Origin of the sequence: Caballeronia calidae, from assembly GCF_900044055.2 — a bacterium.
Classification (GTDB): domain Bacteria; phylum Pseudomonadota; class Gammaproteobacteria; order Burkholderiales; family Burkholderiaceae; genus Caballeronia; species Caballeronia calidae.
Map to the genome: position 1 here is coordinate 1 of NZ_FCOX02000053.1, position 17,635 is coordinate 17,635.

Sequence of the window (17,635 nt, forward strand, 5' to 3'; positions counted from 1 at the left end):
ATGATTTATTCCATCCAAAGATGAAAAAACCTTCCTCTGATACTTCGTGTGAGACTCTTGATTACTTTTGCTATTGCCGATTCCGAAGAACCAGCCGCACTCGCCATCAAGCGCCCACACTTATCGGCTGTTAGTTTTTAAAGAGCACATCGCAAGAGCTTTACTACCCTTCCGTCTTGCGTCGCTGCATCAGCAGCAGAGAAACGAGATTGTGAAGAACGTTTCTTTATCTGTCAACAAGAATTTGAAGCTTTCTTTTCTTGTCGACCGCGCCAGGAGCCTTCTACAACCTTCTCCAAGCACATAACGAAACCACCTTCCCCGCTCCCTTCGCGTTCATCGAATCGCGAAGGAACGGAATTTTAGTCAGTGAGATCGCGAACCGCAAGCGCTTTCTCAAATAAAAATCACCGATGCTTGAAGGCCGGCTTGCGCTTCTCGACGAACGCCGCCATTCCTTCCTTCTGATCCTCCGTGGCGAACAGTGAATGGAACAGGCGCCTTTCGAAATGCACGCCTTCCGCGAGCGTCGTTTCGTACGCACGGTTGACTGCCTCTTTGGCCATCATGACAGCCGGCAAGGAAAAGCCGGCGATGATCGTCGCCGCCTCGATGGCCTCATCGAGAAGACGCTCCGCCCCGACGACGCGCGACACCAGACCAGCACGCTCTGCCTCGGCCGCATCCATCATGCGCGCGGTCAGGCACATATCCATCGCCTTGGCCTTCGAAACCGCGCGTGGCAAGCGCTGAGTGCCGCCCGCGCCCGGGATGACGCCGAGCTTGATCTCTGGCTGACCGAATTTGGCCGTATCGGCTGCGATGACGATGTCGCACATCATCGCGAGTTCACAACCGCCGCCGAGCGCAAAGCCGCCCACGGCCGCGATGATCGGTTTGCGAATCGTGCGAATCGTCTCCCAGTTGCGCGTGATGTAGTCGCCCTTGTAGACATCCATATAGGAGTAGCTTGCCATCATGCCGATGTCCGCTCCCGCGGCGAACGCCTTTTCGCTGCCGGTCAGCACGATTGCGCCGATGTTCTCGTCGGCGTCGAAAGCCTTGAGCGCAACGCCCAGTTCGTCCATCAACGCGTCGTTCAGCGCGTTGAGCGCCTTCGGACGGTTCAGCGTGATAAGTCCGACCCGACCGCGCGTTTCCACCAGCAAATTCTCGTAAGCCATCCACTCCTCCCTTTCCTATCCTCAGGTAAGCCCTAATGAAAAGACGTCGTCACAGCATCTCGATAATGCTACCATCACCAACCAACCGGTCGGTTAATTATTCGACCTGGCACTTTCCCCTCGTTCTCTTCTCGCGACCATGACACATCCGCTATTCACGAAGCACGAAGCGACGCTCGACAAAGCGCTCGCAGCCATCGAAACGCGCGGCTACTGGAGCCCGTTTGTCGAAATGCCGAGTCCCAAAGTGTACGGGGAAACGGCCAATGCCGATGGCGAGGCCGCGTTCAAGGCACATCTCGGCAAGACCTTCGAACTCGATCAGCCGACCACCGGCGAAACCGTCGGCAAGGAACGCTCGCCGTTCGGCATCGCGCTCGACATCCGCTATCCGAAGGCCGATCCCGACGCGCTCATACGAGCCGCCGCCGATGCGCAAGCCGGCTGGCGCGCCGCCGGTCCGCAGGCGTGGGTCGGCGTGAGCCTCGAAATCCTGGCGCGACTGAATCGCGCCAGCTTCGAAATCGGCTACAGCGTGATGCATACGACCGGCCAGGCTTTCATGATGGCCTTCCAGGCCGGCGGCCCGCACGCGCAAGACCGCGCGCTCGAAGCCGTGGTTTACGCATGGGACCAGTTGCGCCGCATTCCCGCCGAAGCTCACTGGGAAAAGCCGCAGGGCAAAAATCCGCCGCTTGCGATGCAAAAGCGCTTCTCCATCGTTCCGCGCGGTACGGGACTCGTGCTCGGCTGCTGCACGTTCCCGACGTGGAACGGCTACCCCGGCATGTTCGCCGATCTCGCGACGGGCAATGCCGTGATCGTCAAGCCGCATCCCGGTGCGATCCTGCCACTCGCGATCACGGTGCGCATCGCGCGCGACGTGCTCCGCGAAGCCGGCTTCGACCCGAACGTCGTCACGCTGCTCGCCACCGAACCCAATGACGGCGCGCTGGTCCAGAACCTGGCCGTGCGCCCGGAGATCAAGCTGATCGACTTCACCGGCAGCACGCAAAACGGCACCTGGCTGGAGCGCAATGCGCATCAGGCGCAGGTCTACACCGAGAAGGCTGGTGTGAATCAGATCGTTATCGATTCCGTGGACGACATGAAGGCCGCCGCGCGCAACATCGCCTTTTCGCTCGCCCTGTATTCCGGCCAGATGTGCACGGCGCCGCAGAACATTTACGTGCCGCGCGACGGCATTCGCACCGCCGAAGGTCAACTGAGCTTCGACGACGTCGCGAAAGCGCTCGCGGGCGCCGTCCAGAAACTGGCGTCCGATCCGGCACGCGCCGTCGAATTCACGGGCGCGATCCAGAACGAAGGCGTCGTGGAGCGCGTCGCCGAAGCGCGCAAACTCGGCGAAGTGCTGGTCGACAGCCAGTCCCTCGCGCACCCGGCATTTCCTGACGCTCGCGTGCAGACCCCCCTCATGCTCAAGCTCGACGCGCGCACCGACGAAAGCAAGTTCACCAAGGAATGGTTCGGCCCGATCTCTTTCATCGTCGCGACCGATTCGACTGAGCAATCGCTCGAACTCGCCGGCTCAATCGCAAACAAGCATGGCGCCCTGACGCTCTCGGTCTACAGCACCGACGACAAGGTGATCGACGCCGCGCACGAAGCAGCCATTCAGGGCGGCGTCGCGCTCTCCATCAACCTCACGGGTGGCGTATTCGTCAATCAGACGGCAGCCTTCTCGGACTTCCACGGCACGGGCGCGAATCCGGCCGCCAACGCGGCTCTCTCCGACGCTGCTTTCGTCGCGAATCGCTTCCGTGTGGTTCAGAGCCGTGTCCATGTTGCGCCGAAGGCCGCACCCGCGGAAGCCGGCCAAACGGCATAAGCAAATCGACACAAAAGGTGCGGAGCCGAATCGCCGTGCAAACGGCTTATGCCATCCGGCCTAATGGAAAGCAGACTGACGCGCGGCTAGTATCGGAATGTAAGGAAACAGGCCGACACCAGCCGTCGCGGCCGAATTCGGCGACAGAGGAGAAGCAATGACAGAGAAGTCCGTGTTGTTCCGCATCGACGGCGAGACGCGCGTCGCGACGTTGACGCTCAATCGTCCCGACAAGCTGAACAGCTTTACGCGTGAGATGCATCGCGAGTTGAACCAGGCGCTCACCGAAATCGAGGCCGGCAATGCACGCGCGCTCGTCATAACCGGCGCAGGCCGGGGATTTTGCGCGGGCCAGGATCTCGCGGACCTGGACTTCACGCCCGGTTCGATGTCGGATCTCGGCGATCTGATCGACGAGTACTTCAATCCGCTCGTGCGCAGGCTCCAGGCCATGCGACTACCCGTTATCGCCGCCGTGAACGGCACGGCGGCAGGCGCCGGCGCGAACCTGGCGATGGCGTGCGATCTCGTCATCGCGGCGCGTTCGGCGAGCTTCATTCAGGCGTTCGTGAAGATCGGGCTCGTTCCGGATTCGGGTGGGACCTGGCTTCTGCCGCGCCGCGTCGGTGAAGCGCGCGCACTTGGCCTCGCATTGACCGGCGAGAAGCTCGGCGCGGAGAAGGCGGAGGCCTGGGGCATCGTGTGGCGCGTCGTCGAGGACAGCGAGTTGCAGCAGGCCGCCGCGCAACTGGCCGCGCAACTGGCGCTGCAACCGGCGCGTGCGGTCGTCGCGATCAAACAGGCTATCCGCGCGAGCGCCAACAAGACGTTCGACCAGCAACTCGACCTCGAACGCGATCTGCAACGCGAATTGGGCGCGTCGCACGACTATATCGAGGGTGTTGCCGCGTTCAAGGAAAAGCGCGCGCCGCGCTTCGAAGGTCTGTGAAAACCGAATCACTCTGGAGAGACCTGTGACGCCACAACAACTGGCGGAAGCCACCGCCAAGGCCATGTACGAAGCGGACGCGTGCTCGCGCGCGCTCGGCATCGAGTTGATCGAAGTGCGGCCGGGTTACGCGCGGCTGCAAATGGACGTGCGCCCCGATTTTCTCAACGGCCATGCGATCTGCCACGGCGGCCTGATGTTCACGCTGGCGGACTCCGCGTTCGCTTTTGCCTGCAACTCGTACAACATGAGCACGGTCGCGGCGGGCTGCTCGATCGAGTTCCTGCGTCCGGTGCAAGGCGGCGATCGATTGACCGCGGAGGCTATCGAGCAGACCTTAAGCGGGCGCACTGGCATCTACGATATTCGCCTGACGAATCGCGAGGGCGAACCGGTCGCGATGTTCCGCGGCAAGTCCGCGCAAATCAGGGGCACGGTGATCCCCGTCTGACGGGAGTCGCTCGTATAACGGACGCGGCATGAAAAGGCCGCGCCAGACATCAGCATCCAGGAGACAGCAATGACCACACCGCTGCCGCTCGAGCCGATCGAGAAGGCAAGCCGCGACGAGCTCGCGGCGCTGCAACTCGAGCGCCTCAAATGGTCGCTCAAACACGCCTACGAGAACTCGCCCGTGTATCGGCGCAAGTTCGACGAAGCCGGCGTGCATCCGGATGAAGTCAAGTCGCTTGCCGATCTCGCGCGCTTCCCGTTCACAACGAAGAAGGATCTGCGCGACAACTACCCGTTCGGCATGTTCGCCGTGCCTCAGGAGCGTGTCTCGCGCATACACGCGTCGTCGGGCACGACGGGAAAGCCCACGGTCGTCGGCTATACGGCGCAGGATATCGACAACTGGGCGAACCTCGTCGCGCGCTCGATCCGCGCGGCCGGCGCTCGGCGCGGCGACAAGGTCCACGTGAGCTACGGCTACGGACTCTTCACCGGTGGGCTCGGTGCCCACTACGGCGCGGAGCGCGCGGGACTCACGGTCATTCCCTTCGGCGGCGGCCAGACTGAAAAGCAGGTGCAACTGATTCAGGACTTCCGGCCTGACATCATCATGGTCACGCCGAGCTACATGCTGTCGATCGCCGACGAGCTCGAGCGACAAGGCATCGATCCGGCGAGTTGCTCGCTGCGTATCGGCATCTTCGGTGCGGAGCCGTGGACGAACGACATGCGCCGCGCCATCGAAGTGCGCATGGGCATCGACGCCGTCGACATCTACGGGCTCTCGGAAGTGATGGGGCCGGGAGTCGCATCGGAATGCGCGGAAACCAAGGACGGCCCGACGATCTGGGAAGACCACTTCTATCCCGAGATCATCGATCCCGAAACGGGAGAAGTCATGCCCGATGGCGAATTTGGCGAACTCGTGTTCACCTCGCTCACGAAGGAAGCGCTGCCCATCATCCGTTATCGCACGCGCGATCTGACGCGTCTTCTGCCCGGAACCGCCCGCACGATGCGGCGCATGGAGAAAATCACCGGCCGCTCCGACGACATGATGATCGTGCGCGGCGTCAACGTCTTCCCGACGCAGATCGAAGAACTGCTGCTGAAGCGCCCGGTGCTCGCCCCGCACTATCAGATCGTGCTGACGAAGGAAGGACCGCTCGACGTCCTGACGCTGAACGTCGAACCGAGTCCGGAGTCGGCAACCGATGGCGCCGCGCTGGAAAGCGCGAAGACCGCGCTCGCCTATGACATCAAGGCGCTGATCGGCGTGAGCGCAATCGTGAACGTGCTCGATGTGAACGGCATCGAACGCTCGGTCGGCAAGGCGCGGCGCGTGATCGACCGGCGCAACATGAAGCCCTGACGTAAAAAAGCTCGCGAGCCGACTCATCGGCCGCGAGCTTTTTCGACGCTGCCAGACGAACCCGGGAAATCAGGAGTTCGGCAGCAGCAGCCACATCCTGCCGCCCTGCTTCATGCGCCCCGCCAGGTCGCCCGCATCGTCGCCGAGTCCCCAGAAGTAGTCCGCGCGCACGCCGCCCTTGATCGCCGTGCCGGTGTCCTGCGCAAACACGAGGCGGTTCATCGGCCGGTTGCTGAGCGGACGCGTCGTCTGCAGGAAGACGGGCGTGCCGAGCGGAATCGCCGAAGGATCGACGGCGATCGAACGTTCGGGCGTCAGAGGCACGCCCAGCGCGCCGACCGGGCCGTCGCCGAGGCTCGTCGCCATCGCGTCGCTCGCCGGCATCTCGCGGAAGAACACGAAGCGCGGGTTGACGTCGAGCAGCGCATCGACGCGCGCCGGGTTCGCCTTCGCCCATGCCTTGATGCCTTGCATCGTCGCTTGCGCAGGCGTCAGTTCGCCGCGATCAAGCAACTCCCTGCCGATGGATCGATACGGCTGATTATTCGTCCCGCCGAAGCCGACACGCATCACACTGCCGTCTTCCATCGTGACGCGCCCCGAACCCTGCACCTGCAGGAAAAACGCCTCGATCGGATCGTCGACCCATACGAGCTCGTTGCCGTTCAAGACGCCCGAACGTTCGAGCTGCGCGCGCGCGGGCAACGCCGAACCCGCCTTGTAGCGATACGGCCAGCGATACAGCGCGTACTGATACGGCCCGTGGCGCGTGCGCGAGCCGCGCAGAAGCGGCTCGTAGTAGCCGGTGACGAGACCGTCGAGCGTGCCGTCCGTATTGGCCAGTTGGAACGGCGTGAAATACGTTTCGAAGAAGCTGCGCGCCGCCGACATGTCGAGATCATCGAGCCGCTGCGCCGCCGTGCACGCCTTCTGCCAGTTGGCCTGCCGCGCGAGCCGGCTGCAGTTCTGGCGCAGCGCCGCCGTCGCGCCGATGAGCGAATCGTCCTGCCAGCCCGGCACCTGCTGCCAGCTGACCGCCGTCAGGCGCGACGCGGCGCGCTGTCCGGTGACGATCGGCGTGCCGGCGGCCGTGGACTGTCCCGGCTTCACATAATTGCCGCCTCCGCACGAGGCGAGCAGGACCGCAGTTGCAATCGATGCGGCCCAGGCCGCTGCTCGTGCGGCCGGCCGCACGAAACGCATACAATGCTCGTTCTTGATGGGAACCGCCATGTCTGATCTGTTCGACGAATATCCAATGCTTATATTTGCGCTCGAGTCGCTCGTGGCGCTCGCCTTGCTGATCTTCATCGTCGTGTGGACGGCATCGGGCAAGAAGAAGAACCAGAACCGCTCGAACGATCCGGCGAAACGGCGCTGATACGCGCCACGTGCCGCCGGCTCCCGCTCAATGAAGCGTGCGCGGCATGTGTAGCGCGAATTCCGCTACGGGCGCCTCGAAGCGCTCGCCATCTTCGGCCACGCAGAAATACTCGCCGCGCATGGTGCCGACAGGCGTCGCGATCACGGCCCAGCTCGTGTATTCGAACTGTTCGCCCGGAGGCAGAAGCGGCTGGTGCCCGACCACGCCGAGCCCCTTCACTTCCTGCACGTGATTGTTGCTGTCGGTGATAATCCAGTGCCGCGCAATCAACTGAGCTGCGACCTGTCCGGTGTTGCGGATCGTCAGCGTGTAGGCAAATGCGTACTGCCGGCTGTCCGGGTCGGACTGTTCCGGCAAATACCGCGTCTCCACGGAAACGCTGAATTCGTACTGGCTCATCGTTATTCCAATTCCGATTCGATTGGCCACCGCGCCGCCGGGTAAGCGCGTGCAGGCGCGCCGCTATTGGTCTGGCATTCTGCTTGATGCGCGCCGTGCCCGCAACACGATTGGCGCCCCGGCGCCACAGCCGCGCGGCATCCGTTGGCCATTCGGACGAAGGACTCGACGGAAAACGCGGGTTAGAATCACCGCTTTAGGTCGCTACCCGCATACGTCCATGGCGCAATTTCACATCGCTCCCAGCATCCTGTCCGCCGACTTTTCCCGCCTCGGCGAAGAAGTCCGCAACGTCGTCGCCGCCGGCGCCGACTGGATCCACTTCGACGTCATGGACAACCACTACGTGCCGAATCTGACGATCGGCCCGTTGGTGTGCGAAGCCATCCGCCCACACGTGGACGTGCCCATCGACGTGCATCTGATGGTGCGCCCGGTCGATCGCATCGTGCCCGATTTCGCGAAGGCCGGCGCCAATGTGATCAGTTTCCATCCGGAAGGTTCGGATCACATCGACCGCACGCTGTCGCTGATCCGCGATCACGGCTGCAAGGCGGGCCTCGTCTTCAATCCCGCGACGCCGCTCAATTACCTCGATCACGTGATGGACAAGATCGATCTCGTCCTGATCATGTCGGTCAATCCCGGCTTCGGCGGACAGTCGTTCATTGCCGAAGCGCTCAACAAGCTGCGCGAAGCGCGTGCGCGCATCGATGCGTATCGCGATCGCACGGGCCGCGAGATCCATCTCGAAGTGGACGGCGGCGTGAAGGTCGACAACATCGCGGAAATCGCGGCGGCCGGCGCGGATTCGTTCGTCGCGGGCTCGGCCATTTTCGGCAAGCCCGACTACAAACAGGTGATCGACGCGATGCGCGCGGAACTGGCGAAGGCCGAATCGGGAGCGAAAGCATGAGCGAGATCGCAGCGGCGCAGACGCCTTTCGTGAATCGTCCGATTCGCGCGGCCATCATCGACCTCGACGGCACCATGGTCGACACCGCGGACGATTTCGTCGCCGCGTTGAACGCGATGCTCGCGCGCATCGGCATCGAGCAGCCGGTCACGCGCGATGAAGTCACGGACTATGTGGGCAAGGGCTCGGAGAATCTGATCCGCAGCGTGCTCGCTGTTCGGCTGTCGCCGTCGCAGGCGGCCGCGCAATTCGACGACGCGCTCGCGATCTATCAAAGCGAATACGCGAAGGTCAACGGCAAGCATTCGACGCTCTTCCCCGAAGTGAAGGAAGGTCTACAAGCGCTGCGCGAGAGCGGCATTGCGCTCGCGTGCGTGACCAACAAGCCGCATCGATTCGCCGTCGAGTTGCTCGCGCACTTCGGCATCGCGGATTTCTTCAAGGTGATTCTCGGCGGTGATTCGCTTCCCGCGAAAAAGCCCGATCCCCTGCCGATGCTCACCGCATGCGAACGACTGGACGTCTTGCCGCGCGAGACGGTCGCGGTCGGCGATTCGGAAAACGATGCGCTCGCGGGCCGCGCCGCCGGCCTCGCGACCTTGACCGTTCCGTACGGTTACAACCATGGGAAGCCTGTACAGTCGGTGAAATCCGATGGTATAGTTTCCTCGCTGCGCACCGCAGCGCTGGCGATCGCCGCCACGCTGGCGCCGCCTGACACCACACTGACTGAATAAGTCCATCCATTCATGTTTCTCAACAGAAAACGGAGTCTGAGCAGCATCGACCGGGGAGCCTGGCCCTGGCGTCGCTGGTCGCGCTAACCTCGCCCGAGGTACGCTGAAGCTATGTCGCGTCGTGCTTCATCCGCTTCAGCATCCGTTTTTTGTTTCGCTGCGCACCCCTGCGCCGTTTCCGTCGATTCGTCGTATATCGAGCCTCGCTCAGGCACGCGTCGTGTAGTGCCGCGCGAGTCGTCCGCTCCGCTTCAGTAATTTGAAGCGGCCGGACCGCCGTGTGCGATCATCACGAGATTCGACCGACCGCAGCGCCCTGCACTCCCCGATGCCGCGCCACCCTGAAAGCGCGCGTCGCTCAAGGATCGCAACATGACCGAACTCGAATTCCAATCGCTGGCGAATGAAGGCTATAACCGCATTCCGCTCATCGCCGAAGCGCTCGCCGACCTCGAAACGCCGCTCTCGCTCTATCTCAAGCTCGCGCAGACCGAGCGCAACGGCGCGAACTCCTTCCTGCTGGAATCGGTCGTGGGCGGCGAGCGCTTCGGGCGCTATTCGTTCATCGGCCTGCCGGCTCGCACGACCGTGACCGTGCAGAACGGCAAGTCGCAAGTCATCACCGATGGCAATGTCGTCGAAACGGACGATGGCGATCCGCTCGCGTTCATCGAGCAATATCAGAAGCGCTTCAAGGTCGCGACGCGGCCGGGCCTGCCGCGCTTTTGCGGCGGTCTCGCCGGCTACTTCGGTTACGACGCGGTGCGCTACATCGAGAAGAAGCTCGCCCACAGCGCGCCGCCCGACGATCTCAATCTCCCCGACATTCAACTGCTGCTGACGGAAGAAGTCGCCGTCATCGACAACCTCGCGGGCAAACTCTATCTGATCGTCTACGCCGATCCGACCCGGCCGGAAGCCTATGCGAAGGCGAAGCATCGGCTGCGCGAACTGCGTACGCGTCTGCGCGTGACGGTGCAGCCGCCGGTGACCTCCTCGAGCGTGCGCACCGAAACGTTCCGCGAGTTCAAGAAAGACGACTACCTGAACGCCGTGCGCAAAGCCAAGGAATACATCGCGGCGGGCGAACTGATGCAGGTGCAGGTCGGTCAGCGCCTCGTCAAGCCGTTCCGCGATAACCCGCTTTCGCTGTATCGCGCGCTGCGTTCGCTGAATCCGTCGCCGTACATGTACTACTACAACTTCGGCGGCGACGTGCATGTGGTCGGCGCGTCGCCTGAAATTCTCGTGCGTCAGGAAAAGCGCGCGGACGATCGCATCGTCACGATTCGCCCGCTCGCCGGCACGCGGCCGCGCGGCAACACGCCCGAGCGCGACGCCGAGCTCGCCACCGAACTGCTGAACGATCCGAAGGAAGTCGCCGAGCACGTGATGCTGATCGACCTCGCGCGCAACGACGTCGGCCGCATCGCGCAGACGGGCTCGGTCGCGGTGACGGACAAGCTGGTCATCGAGAAGTATTCGCACGTGCAGCACATCGTGAGTTCGGTCGAAGGCAAGCTCAAGGAAGACATGAACAACTTCGACGTGCTGCGCGCCACGTTCCCGGCTGGCACGCTGTCCGGCGCGCCGAAGGTACGCGCGATGGAACTCATCGACGAACTGGAGCCGATCAAGCGCGGCCTGTACGGCGGCGCAGTCGGTTATCTGTCGTTCAGCGGCGAAATGGATCTGGCCATCGCGATCCGCACCGGCCTCATCCATAAGGGCAATCTCTACGTTCAGGCGGCCGCAGGCGTCGTCGCGGATTCGGTGCCGGAATCCGAATGGCAAGAGACGGAGAACAAGGCGCGCGCCGTGTTGCGCGCCGCCGAGCAAGTGCAAGACGGCCTCGACAGCGACTTCTGAGGAGACAAGACCATGCTGCTGATGATCGACAACTACGATTCGTTCACCTATAACCTGGTCCAGTACTTCGGCGAGCTCGGCGAGGACGTGCGCACCTATCGCAACGACGAAATCACGCTCGATGAAATCGCGAAGCTCAATCCCGAGCGCATCTGCCTCTCGCCCGGACCGAGCAATCCGCAGCACGCGGGCATCACGCTCGACGTGCTGCGCGAATTCTCCGGCAAGCTGCCGATTCTCGGCGTCTGCCTCGGCCATCAGGCAATTGGCGAGGCGTTCGGCGGGCGTGTCGTGCGCGCGCAGACGATCATGCACGGCAAGGTGAGCCAGATCGAAACAGACTGTAAAGGCGTGTTCGCCGATCTGCCGAAACACTTCAACGTGACGCGCTATCACTCGCTGGCCATTGAACGCGAGTCTTTGCCCGACTGTCTGGAAGTGTCCGCGTGGACGCCTGACGGCGAAATCATGGGCGTGCGCCACAAGGAACTGGCCGTGGAAGGCGTGCAGTTCCATCCGGAGTCGATTCTTTCCGAGCACGGCCACGCGCTGCTCGAAAACTTCGTCAAGCACACTTCGACCGGCAAGCGGGCCTGAGACCATGACCATCACCGCACAGGAAGCGCTGCAGCGCACGATCGAGCATCGCGAAATCTTTCACGACGAAATGCTGCATCTGATGCGCCAGATCATGCGCGGCGAGATGTCGCCCGTCATGGCCGCCGCCATCATCACCGGCTTGCGCGTGAAGAAGGAAACCATCGGCGAAATCACCGCTGCCGCGACCGTCATGCGCGAGTTCGCGAATCACGTCGAAGTCGAGGACAACTCAAATTTCGTCGATATCGTCGGCACGGGCGGCGACGGCTCGCATACCTTCAACATCTCCACCGCATCGATGTTCGTGTCGGCGGCGGCGGGCGCGAAGGTCGCGAAGCACGGCAATCGCGGCGTGTCGAGCAAATCGGGCAGCGCGGACGTGCTCGAAGCGCTCGGCGTCAACATCGATCTGACACCGGAACAAGTGGCCGCGTCGATTGCCGAAACCGGCATGGGCTTCATGTTCGCGCCGAACCATCATCCGGCGATGAAGAACATCGCGCCGGTGCGCCGCGAGCTCGGCGTGCGGACCATCTTCAATATTCTCGGGCCGCTGACGAATCCGGCCGGTGCGCCGAACCAGCTTCAGGGCGTGTTCCATGAGGATCTCGTCGGCATTCAGGTGCGGGTGATGCAGCGTCTCGGCGCGAAGCACGTGCTCGTCGTGTACGGCAAGGACGGCATGGACGAAGTGTCGCTCGGCGCGGCGACCAAAGTCGGCGAACTGAAGCACGGCGAAGTGACCGAGTACGAGATTCATCCCGAGGACTTCGGCCTGCAGATGGTGTCGAACCGCACGCTGAAAGTGCAGGACGCGCAGGAATCGAAGGCGATGCTGCTCGGCGCGCTGAACAACAAGGCGGGCGTCGCGCGCGAGATCGTCACAATGAATGCGGGCACCGCGCTTTATGCTGCGGATGTCGTCGACTCGATCGAAGCGGGCATGGCCGCCGCGCGCGAGGCGATCGAAAGCGGCGCGGCGCGCGAGAAAATCGAAGCGCTGGTGAAATTCACGCAGCAGTTCGCGAAGAAATAACGGAAGCCGACATGAGTGACATTCTGGATCGCATCATTGCGGTCAAGCGCGAGGAAATTCGCGCAGCCGAACAAAGCGCGCCGCTCGAAGAGCTGAAGCTCGAAGCCAGTTCGCGCGATCTGCGCGATTTCGTCGGCGCGTTGCGGGCGAAGCATGCGGCCGGCCAGGCCGCCGTGATCGCCGAGGTGAAGAAGGCGAGTCCGTCGAAAGGCGTGCTGCGCGAACACTTCGTGCCCGCCGATATCGCCCGCTCGTACGAAAAAGGCGGCGCCGCCTGTCTTTCCGTGCTCACCGACGTCCAGTTCTTCAAGGGCAGCGTCGCGTATCTGGAGGAAGCGCGCGCCGCGTGCAGCCTGCCGGTGCTGCGCAAGGACTTCATCATCGATCCGTATCAGATCATCGAGGCGCGCGCGATGGGCGCGGACTGCATCCTCCTGATCGCCGCCGCGCTCGAACTCTCGCAGATGCAGGATCTCGAAGCGTACGCGCATTCGCTCGGGCTCGCGGTGCTCGTCGAAGTGCACGACGCCGACGAACTGCGCGACGCGCTCACGCTGAAGACGCCGCTCATCGGCATCAATAACCGCAATCTGCGCACCTTCGAGACCACGATCGAGACCACCATCGGCATGCTGGAACAGGTGCCGGACGACCGCATCGTCGTGACGGAGTCGGGCATTCTTTCGCGTGTCGATGTCGACCGGTTGCGCGCGATGCGCGTGCATACGTTCCTCGTCGGCGAAGCGTTCATGCGCGCCGACGATCCGGGCGCCGAACTCGCGCGCATGTTCTTCTGATTTCATCGAGAGGAGCCGCATGGGCATCGAACGTGAACTGAAACTCGCGCTCGCGCCGTCGCAGCACGACGACGTCGCGCGCTTCTTCGACGAGCGCACCGGCGCGGGCAAGCCGATCGCGCTCGCCAACGTCTATTTCGACACGCCGGACTGCGCGCTCGCGAAGGCAAAGTCCGCGCTGCGCCTGCGCCGCACGCCGGAGCAATGGCTGCAGACCTTCAAGACGCTCGGGAAATCGGTCGCCGGTTTGAGCAACCGGCACGAGTGGGAATTGCCGGTAGCGGGCGAGGCGCTCGAAATCGACGCGCTGATCGCCGCCTGCGACAACGACGCCGCCCGCGAAGCGCTGGAGCGCGCCGCGCCCGATCTGATCGCGCTCTTCAAGACGGACTTCAAGCGCCTCGTGTGGGACATCGAGCGCGAGGGCTCGCAGATCGAAGTGGCGCTGGATCTCGGCGAAATTACGGCGGAAGTCGATGGCAAAACGCGTTGCGCGGAAATCAGCGAGCTCGAGCTGGAACTGAAATCCGGTGAAGAAAGCGCGCTCTCGATGCTCGCCGCGGAGCTGCGCGGCGCGTTTCCCGAACTCGTTCCCGAGGACCAGAGCAAGGCGCAGCGCGGCTATCTGCTGCGTGCGCAGCCCGAAAGCAAGAATCGCAACGCCTGAGCATGACCCGACAGACTTCCCTTTTCACCGACACCGACTCCGCTGCGGCGTCGAATTCGACGTTCACGACGCTCGAAAGCCAGTTCGACGCGCTGCCCGCCGACTGGCGCAAGCATCTGAAGCCGTTCATCGACGGCAAGCACTATGCGGCGCTGTGTGCGTTCGTCGATGCCGAGCGCGCCGCCGGCAAGACCGTCTATCCCGCCGATGTTTTCCGCGCGCTGCGTCTCACGAGCCCGGCCGACGTGAAAGTCGTGATTCTCGGCCAGGATCCGTATCACGGCGAGGACAAGGGCGCGCCGCAAGCGCATGGCCTCGCGTTCTCCGTCCCCGCGCCGGTGCGCCCGCCGCCGTCGTTGCGCAACATCTTCAAGGAAATCCACGCGAGCCTCGGTTTTCCCGCGCCCGCGCACGGTTGTCTCGATTCGTGGGCGAAGCAAGGCGTGCTGTTGCTGAACACGTCGCTGACCGTCGAGCGCGATAAGGCCGGCAGTCATGCGAAGCGCGGCTGGGAGCAATGCACCGATACGCTGATCCACGAAATGGCGCAGCGTCACGACGGGCTCGTGTTCATGCTGTGGGGCGCGCACGCGCAGGCAAAGCGCGGGCTGATCGAAGGCACGGCGAAGTCGCATTGCGTGCTGGAGGCGGCGCATCCCTCGCCGTTGTCGGCGTATCGCGGATTTTTCGGCTGCGGGCATTTCACGCTCGCGAACGACTATCTGGCGAAGCACGGCCGCGCGCAGATCGACTGGCGCTTGCCTGTCGCGCCGGAATTGCTGGCGTAAAAAAACCCGCCGAGGTCCGAGACCCGGCGGGTTTTTTCATTCAGGCAGGCAAGCTTACAGCGCAGCAATTGCCTCACGCGCCGACGCCAGTGCCGCGCCGGCCGCTTCCGGCCCCATGTTCAGGCCTTCGGCGTAGATGAAGTTCACGTCGGTCATGCCGAGGAAGCCGAGGAACGACGTGAGGTACGGCGTCTGCGAATCGTGCGGGGTGCCGACATACTTGCCGCCACGCGCCGACACGACATACACCTTCTTGCCCTTGATCAGACCTTCCGGACCGTTCGCGGTGTAGCGGAACGTGATCCCGGCGCGTGCGATCCAGTCGAAATATGCCTTCAGTTGCGACGACACGCCGAAGTTGTACAGCGGCGCCGCGATCACGACGATATCCGCCGCTTGCAGCTCGGCGATCAGCGCTTCGCTCTTCGCGTTGATCTCGGCTTGCTCCGCCGTGCGCTGATCGGCGGGCGTGAAGAACGCGCCGAGCGTGGCGTCGTCGAGGTGCGGCAGGCCTTCGGCCAGCAGATTGCGCACGACCACGTTCGCGCCCGGATTGCTTTGTTGCAGCTTCGCGGTCAGTTCGTCCGCGAGCAGCGTCGATTGAGCACCTTGCGAGCGGGCGGCGGAGTTGATTTGCAGAATCGTCGTCATGATGGCTTCCTGTTCCTTAGTCGGGTTTCGGGCGCCTTGGGCGTCCGGCTTAGGAAGCATTCTTCGTTTTTCGAGGCTCGGGAAAAAGCCGTGCGGTCGTGAAGGATCGTTGCATCGGTGGAACAATCCGAACGCGCGCGGCTTTCGTCTGAATTTAGCCTTTCAGCCAGCGCTCGCGCCATTGCTTCGACGGGCCGCGGCCGTCGATGGCCGTCAGCACGTAGCGCGCGACTTCCGGCCCGTCCAACTTCAGCTCGGTGCGGCGCAGTTCGTCGCGACGGAACGCGTGCACGTCCACCTTCGCGCCCGGCAGATAGCGCGACAGCAGCGCGTCGAGATTCGAGCCGGTGACGCGCAGCCCGTCGATGGCCACGAGCACGTCGCCCGCCGACAAACCCGCTTTCTGCGCCGCGCTCCCCTCGTGGACGACGGCGAGCGTGCAATCCGCGCCGCCGCGCACGCGCGCGCCGAGCGACGGCTTCACCGACGCGCCGTTGCCCGGCAAATCGGGCGCGAGTGCGATGCCGAACGGCTCGAACAGCGCGTCGAGCGGCAGATCGCGCGTGCCGCGCACGCCGTCGCGGAACAGCGCGCGCAGGTCCGCGCCGGTCGCTTCGGCGAACAGCGCTTCGACGTCTTCCTCCAGAATGCCGCGCGGCTTGCCGTTGTAGAAATCGCGGCCGTAGCGCTGCCACAAGAGGCGCATCACGTCGTCGAGTGACTTGCGGTTGCCGGTTTGGGCGCGGATCGACAGATCGAACGCCAGCGCGACGAGCGAGCCCTTCTGGTAATAGCTGACGATCGCGTTCGGCGCGTTTTCATCGGCGCGGTAGTACTTCACCCATGCGTCGAACGAGCTTTGCGCGACGGTTTGCCTGAGGCGCCCCGCCCCGCGCAGCACGCCGCCGATGGTTTTGCCGACCAGGCTGAAGTAATCGCCCGCAGAGATGAGCCCGCTGCGCACGAGCATCAGATCGTCGTAGTAGGACGTGAAGCCTTCGAAAAGCCACAGCAGCGACGTGTAATTTTCCTGGGACAGATCGTACGGCGCGAACGCCGCCGGCTTGATGCGCTTCACGTTCCACGTGTGGAAATACTCGTGGCTGCACAGACCGAGGTACGTGCGATAGCCGTCGGTCATGTCGGGGCGGCCCTGCACCGGAAGATCCGTGCGGTTGCAGATCAGCGCGGTCGATGCGCGATGTTCCAGCCCGCCGTAACCATCGCTGACGGCGACGGTCATGAACACGTAGCGGTCCATCGGCGCTTTCTTCGTGCGCGGCTCGAAGAGCGCGATCTGCGCTTCGCACACGCGCTTCAGGTCCGCCGCGAGGCGGTTCATGTCGAGATTGACGACGCTCCCCGAGATCACGATGTCGTGCTTCACGCCGTGCGCGGTGAAGCTGCCGAGCGCGAATTCGCCGAGTGTGACGGGATGATCGACGAGTTCATCGTAGTTCGCCGCTTCATAGGCGCCGAAGCCGTAGCGCTTCGTGCCGCGCGCTTCGGCAAGCGCCGTCGCGACGCGCCAGTCGCGGTAAGCGCCGCCCTGCGGCGGTTCGATATCGACGATGCAAGGCGCGCTCGATTGCCCTTCCACGGCGAGGAACGTGCTCGTGCCGTTGAAGAAGCCGACGGTGTCGTCGAGATGCGCCGCGCGCACCGACATGTCCCACGCGTAGACCTCGTAGCGCAGCGTGATCGGACCGTCGACCGGCGCGGCCTGCCACGCGTGCTTGTCGATTTTTTCGATGGCGATCTTGCGGCCCGACGCGTTGAACGCCTGCAGCGTCACGATATTGCGCGCGAACTCGCGGATCATGTAGCTGCCGGGAATCCAGACCGGCAGCATGAAGCGCTGACCCGCGGGATCGGGCTCGGCGACGGTCAGCGTCACTTCGAAGAGATGCGCGGCGGGGTTTTTCGGCACGATGCGGTAGCGGACGGGCTGCATCGTTTGCATGAGCGTAGTCATCTCGATGTC

At 63.4% G+C, this 17,635-nt stretch carries 18 protein-coding genes; 13 read left to right on the forward strand and 5 right to left on the reverse strand.

Features of this window, described 5'->3' with window-relative positions; translation table 11 throughout:
• Positions 1–407: 407 nt before the first annotated feature.
• On the reverse strand, positions 408–1,184 hold the full coding sequence (locus AWB78_RS32050) for an enoyl-CoA hydratase (protein WP_062610644.1): 777 nt from the start codon (positions 1,182–1,184) through the stop codon (positions 408–410).
• 139 nt (positions 1,185–1,323) lie between these two features.
• On the opposite strand from AWB78_RS32050, the gene paaN reads away from it, so the two are divergent.
• The 4 genes from paaN to paaK all read left to right on the forward strand — a co-directional run bounded on the left by paaN (position 1,324) and on the right by paaK (position 5,807).
• Positions 1,324–3,033 carry a phenylacetic acid degradation protein PaaN gene (gene paaN, locus AWB78_RS32055; protein WP_062610645.1) on the forward strand — a complete coding sequence of 570 codons (1,710 nt, stop codon included), beginning with the start codon at positions 1,324–1,326 and terminating at the stop codon, positions 3,031–3,033.
• A gap of 157 nt (positions 3,034–3,190) precedes the next feature.
• Positions 3,191–3,982 carry a 2-(1,2-epoxy-1,2-dihydrophenyl)acetyl-CoA isomerase PaaG gene (gene paaG, locus AWB78_RS32060; protein WP_062610646.1) on the forward strand — a complete coding sequence of 264 codons (792 nt, stop codon included), beginning with the start codon at positions 3,191–3,193 and terminating at the stop codon, positions 3,980–3,982.
• A 64-nt stretch (positions 3,983–4,046) separates the two neighbouring features.
• Positions 4,047–4,433 (forward strand): hydroxyphenylacetyl-CoA thioesterase PaaI, encoded by a 387-nt coding sequence (paaI, locus tag AWB78_RS32065; RefSeq protein WP_232477964.1) that lies wholly within the window; start codon positions 4,047–4,049, stop codon positions 4,431–4,433.
• 69 nt (positions 4,434–4,502) lie between these two features.
• On the forward strand, positions 4,503–5,807 hold the full coding sequence (gene paaK, locus AWB78_RS32070) for a phenylacetate--CoA ligase PaaK (protein WP_062610648.1): 1,305 nt from the start codon (positions 4,503–4,505) through the stop codon (positions 5,805–5,807).
• A 69-nt stretch (positions 5,808–5,876) separates the two neighbouring features.
• On the opposite strand, the gene mltA is transcribed toward paaK, so the two are convergent.
• The gene (gene mltA / locus AWB78_RS32075; protein WP_062610649.1) at positions 5,877–7,040 is read right to left on the reverse strand and encodes an MltA domain-containing protein; all 1,164 of its coding nucleotides are present in this window, start codon (positions 7,038–7,040) and stop codon (positions 5,877–5,879) included.
• A gap of 25 nt (positions 7,041–7,065) precedes the next feature.
• Here mltA and AWB78_RS49405 point away from each other — a divergent pair, with 25 nt between their 5' ends.
• Positions 7,066–7,188, forward strand: a complete 123-nt coding sequence (locus AWB78_RS49405; RefSeq protein ID WP_008344434.1) for a hypothetical protein — start codon at positions 7,066–7,068, stop codon at positions 7,186–7,188.
• A 27-nt stretch (positions 7,189–7,215) separates the two neighbouring features.
• Here the strand turns inward: AWB78_RS49405 and apaG are convergent, their stop codons facing one another.
• Complete coding sequence (gene apaG, locus AWB78_RS32080; RefSeq protein WP_062610650.1) at positions 7,216–7,590, reverse strand: Co2+/Mg2+ efflux facilitator ApaG/CorD; 375 nt, start codon at positions 7,588–7,590, stop codon at positions 7,216–7,218.
• 220 nt (positions 7,591–7,810) lie between these two features.
• Here apaG and rpe point away from each other — a divergent pair, with 220 nt between their 5' ends.
• From rpe to AWB78_RS32120, 8 genes are all read left to right on the forward strand, one after another.
• Entirely contained in the window at positions 7,811–8,506 is a 696-nt protein-coding gene (rpe, locus tag AWB78_RS32085; protein ID WP_062610651.1) for a ribulose-phosphate 3-epimerase, read from the forward strand.
• Positions 8,503–9,243 (forward strand): phosphoglycolate phosphatase, encoded by a 741-nt coding sequence (locus AWB78_RS32090; protein WP_062610652.1) that lies wholly within the window; start codon positions 8,503–8,505, stop codon positions 9,241–9,243. Before rpe ends, AWB78_RS32090 begins: the two co-directional genes overlap by 4 nt.
• A gap of 372 nt (positions 9,244–9,615) precedes the next feature.
• Positions 9,616–11,112, forward strand: a complete 1,497-nt coding sequence (trpE, locus tag AWB78_RS32095; RefSeq protein ID WP_062610653.1) for an anthranilate synthase component I — start codon at positions 9,616–9,618, stop codon at positions 11,110–11,112.
• A gap of 12 nt (positions 11,113–11,124) precedes the next feature.
• On the forward strand, positions 11,125–11,709 hold the full coding sequence (locus AWB78_RS32100; protein WP_062610654.1) for an aminodeoxychorismate/anthranilate synthase component II: 585 nt from the start codon (positions 11,125–11,127) through the stop codon (positions 11,707–11,709).
• Between the two features lie 4 nt (positions 11,710–11,713).
• Positions 11,714–12,748: an anthranilate phosphoribosyltransferase gene (gene trpD, locus AWB78_RS32105; RefSeq protein WP_062610655.1), complete on the forward strand. Its 1,035-nt coding sequence runs from the start codon at positions 11,714–11,716 to the stop codon at positions 12,746–12,748.
• Between the two features lie 11 nt (positions 12,749–12,759).
• Positions 12,760–13,545 carry an indole-3-glycerol phosphate synthase TrpC gene (gene trpC / locus AWB78_RS32110; protein ID WP_062610656.1) on the forward strand — a complete coding sequence of 262 codons (786 nt, stop codon included), beginning with the start codon at positions 12,760–12,762 and terminating at the stop codon, positions 13,543–13,545.
• A 19-nt stretch (positions 13,546–13,564) separates the two neighbouring features.
• Positions 13,565–14,212 carry a CYTH domain-containing protein gene (locus AWB78_RS32115; protein ID WP_062610657.1) on the forward strand — a complete coding sequence of 216 codons (648 nt, stop codon included), beginning with the start codon at positions 13,565–13,567 and terminating at the stop codon, positions 14,210–14,212.
• 2 nt (positions 14,213–14,214) lie between these two features.
• Positions 14,215–15,000: a uracil-DNA glycosylase gene (locus AWB78_RS32120; RefSeq protein ID WP_062610658.1), complete on the forward strand. Its 786-nt coding sequence runs from the start codon at positions 14,215–14,217 to the stop codon at positions 14,998–15,000.
• A 54-nt stretch (positions 15,001–15,054) separates the two neighbouring features.
• On the opposite strand, the gene AWB78_RS32125 is transcribed toward AWB78_RS32120, so the two are convergent.
• A complete protein-coding gene (locus tag AWB78_RS32125; protein WP_062610659.1) occupies positions 15,055–15,651 on the reverse strand; it encodes an FMN-dependent NADH-azoreductase in 597 nt (198 codons plus the stop codon).
• 154 nt (positions 15,652–15,805) lie between these two features.
• Entirely contained in the window at positions 15,806–17,605 is a 1,800-nt protein-coding gene (locus AWB78_RS32130; RefSeq protein ID WP_062610683.1) for a M61 family metallopeptidase, read from the reverse strand.
• Between the last annotated feature and the right edge of the window lie 30 nt (positions 17,606–17,635).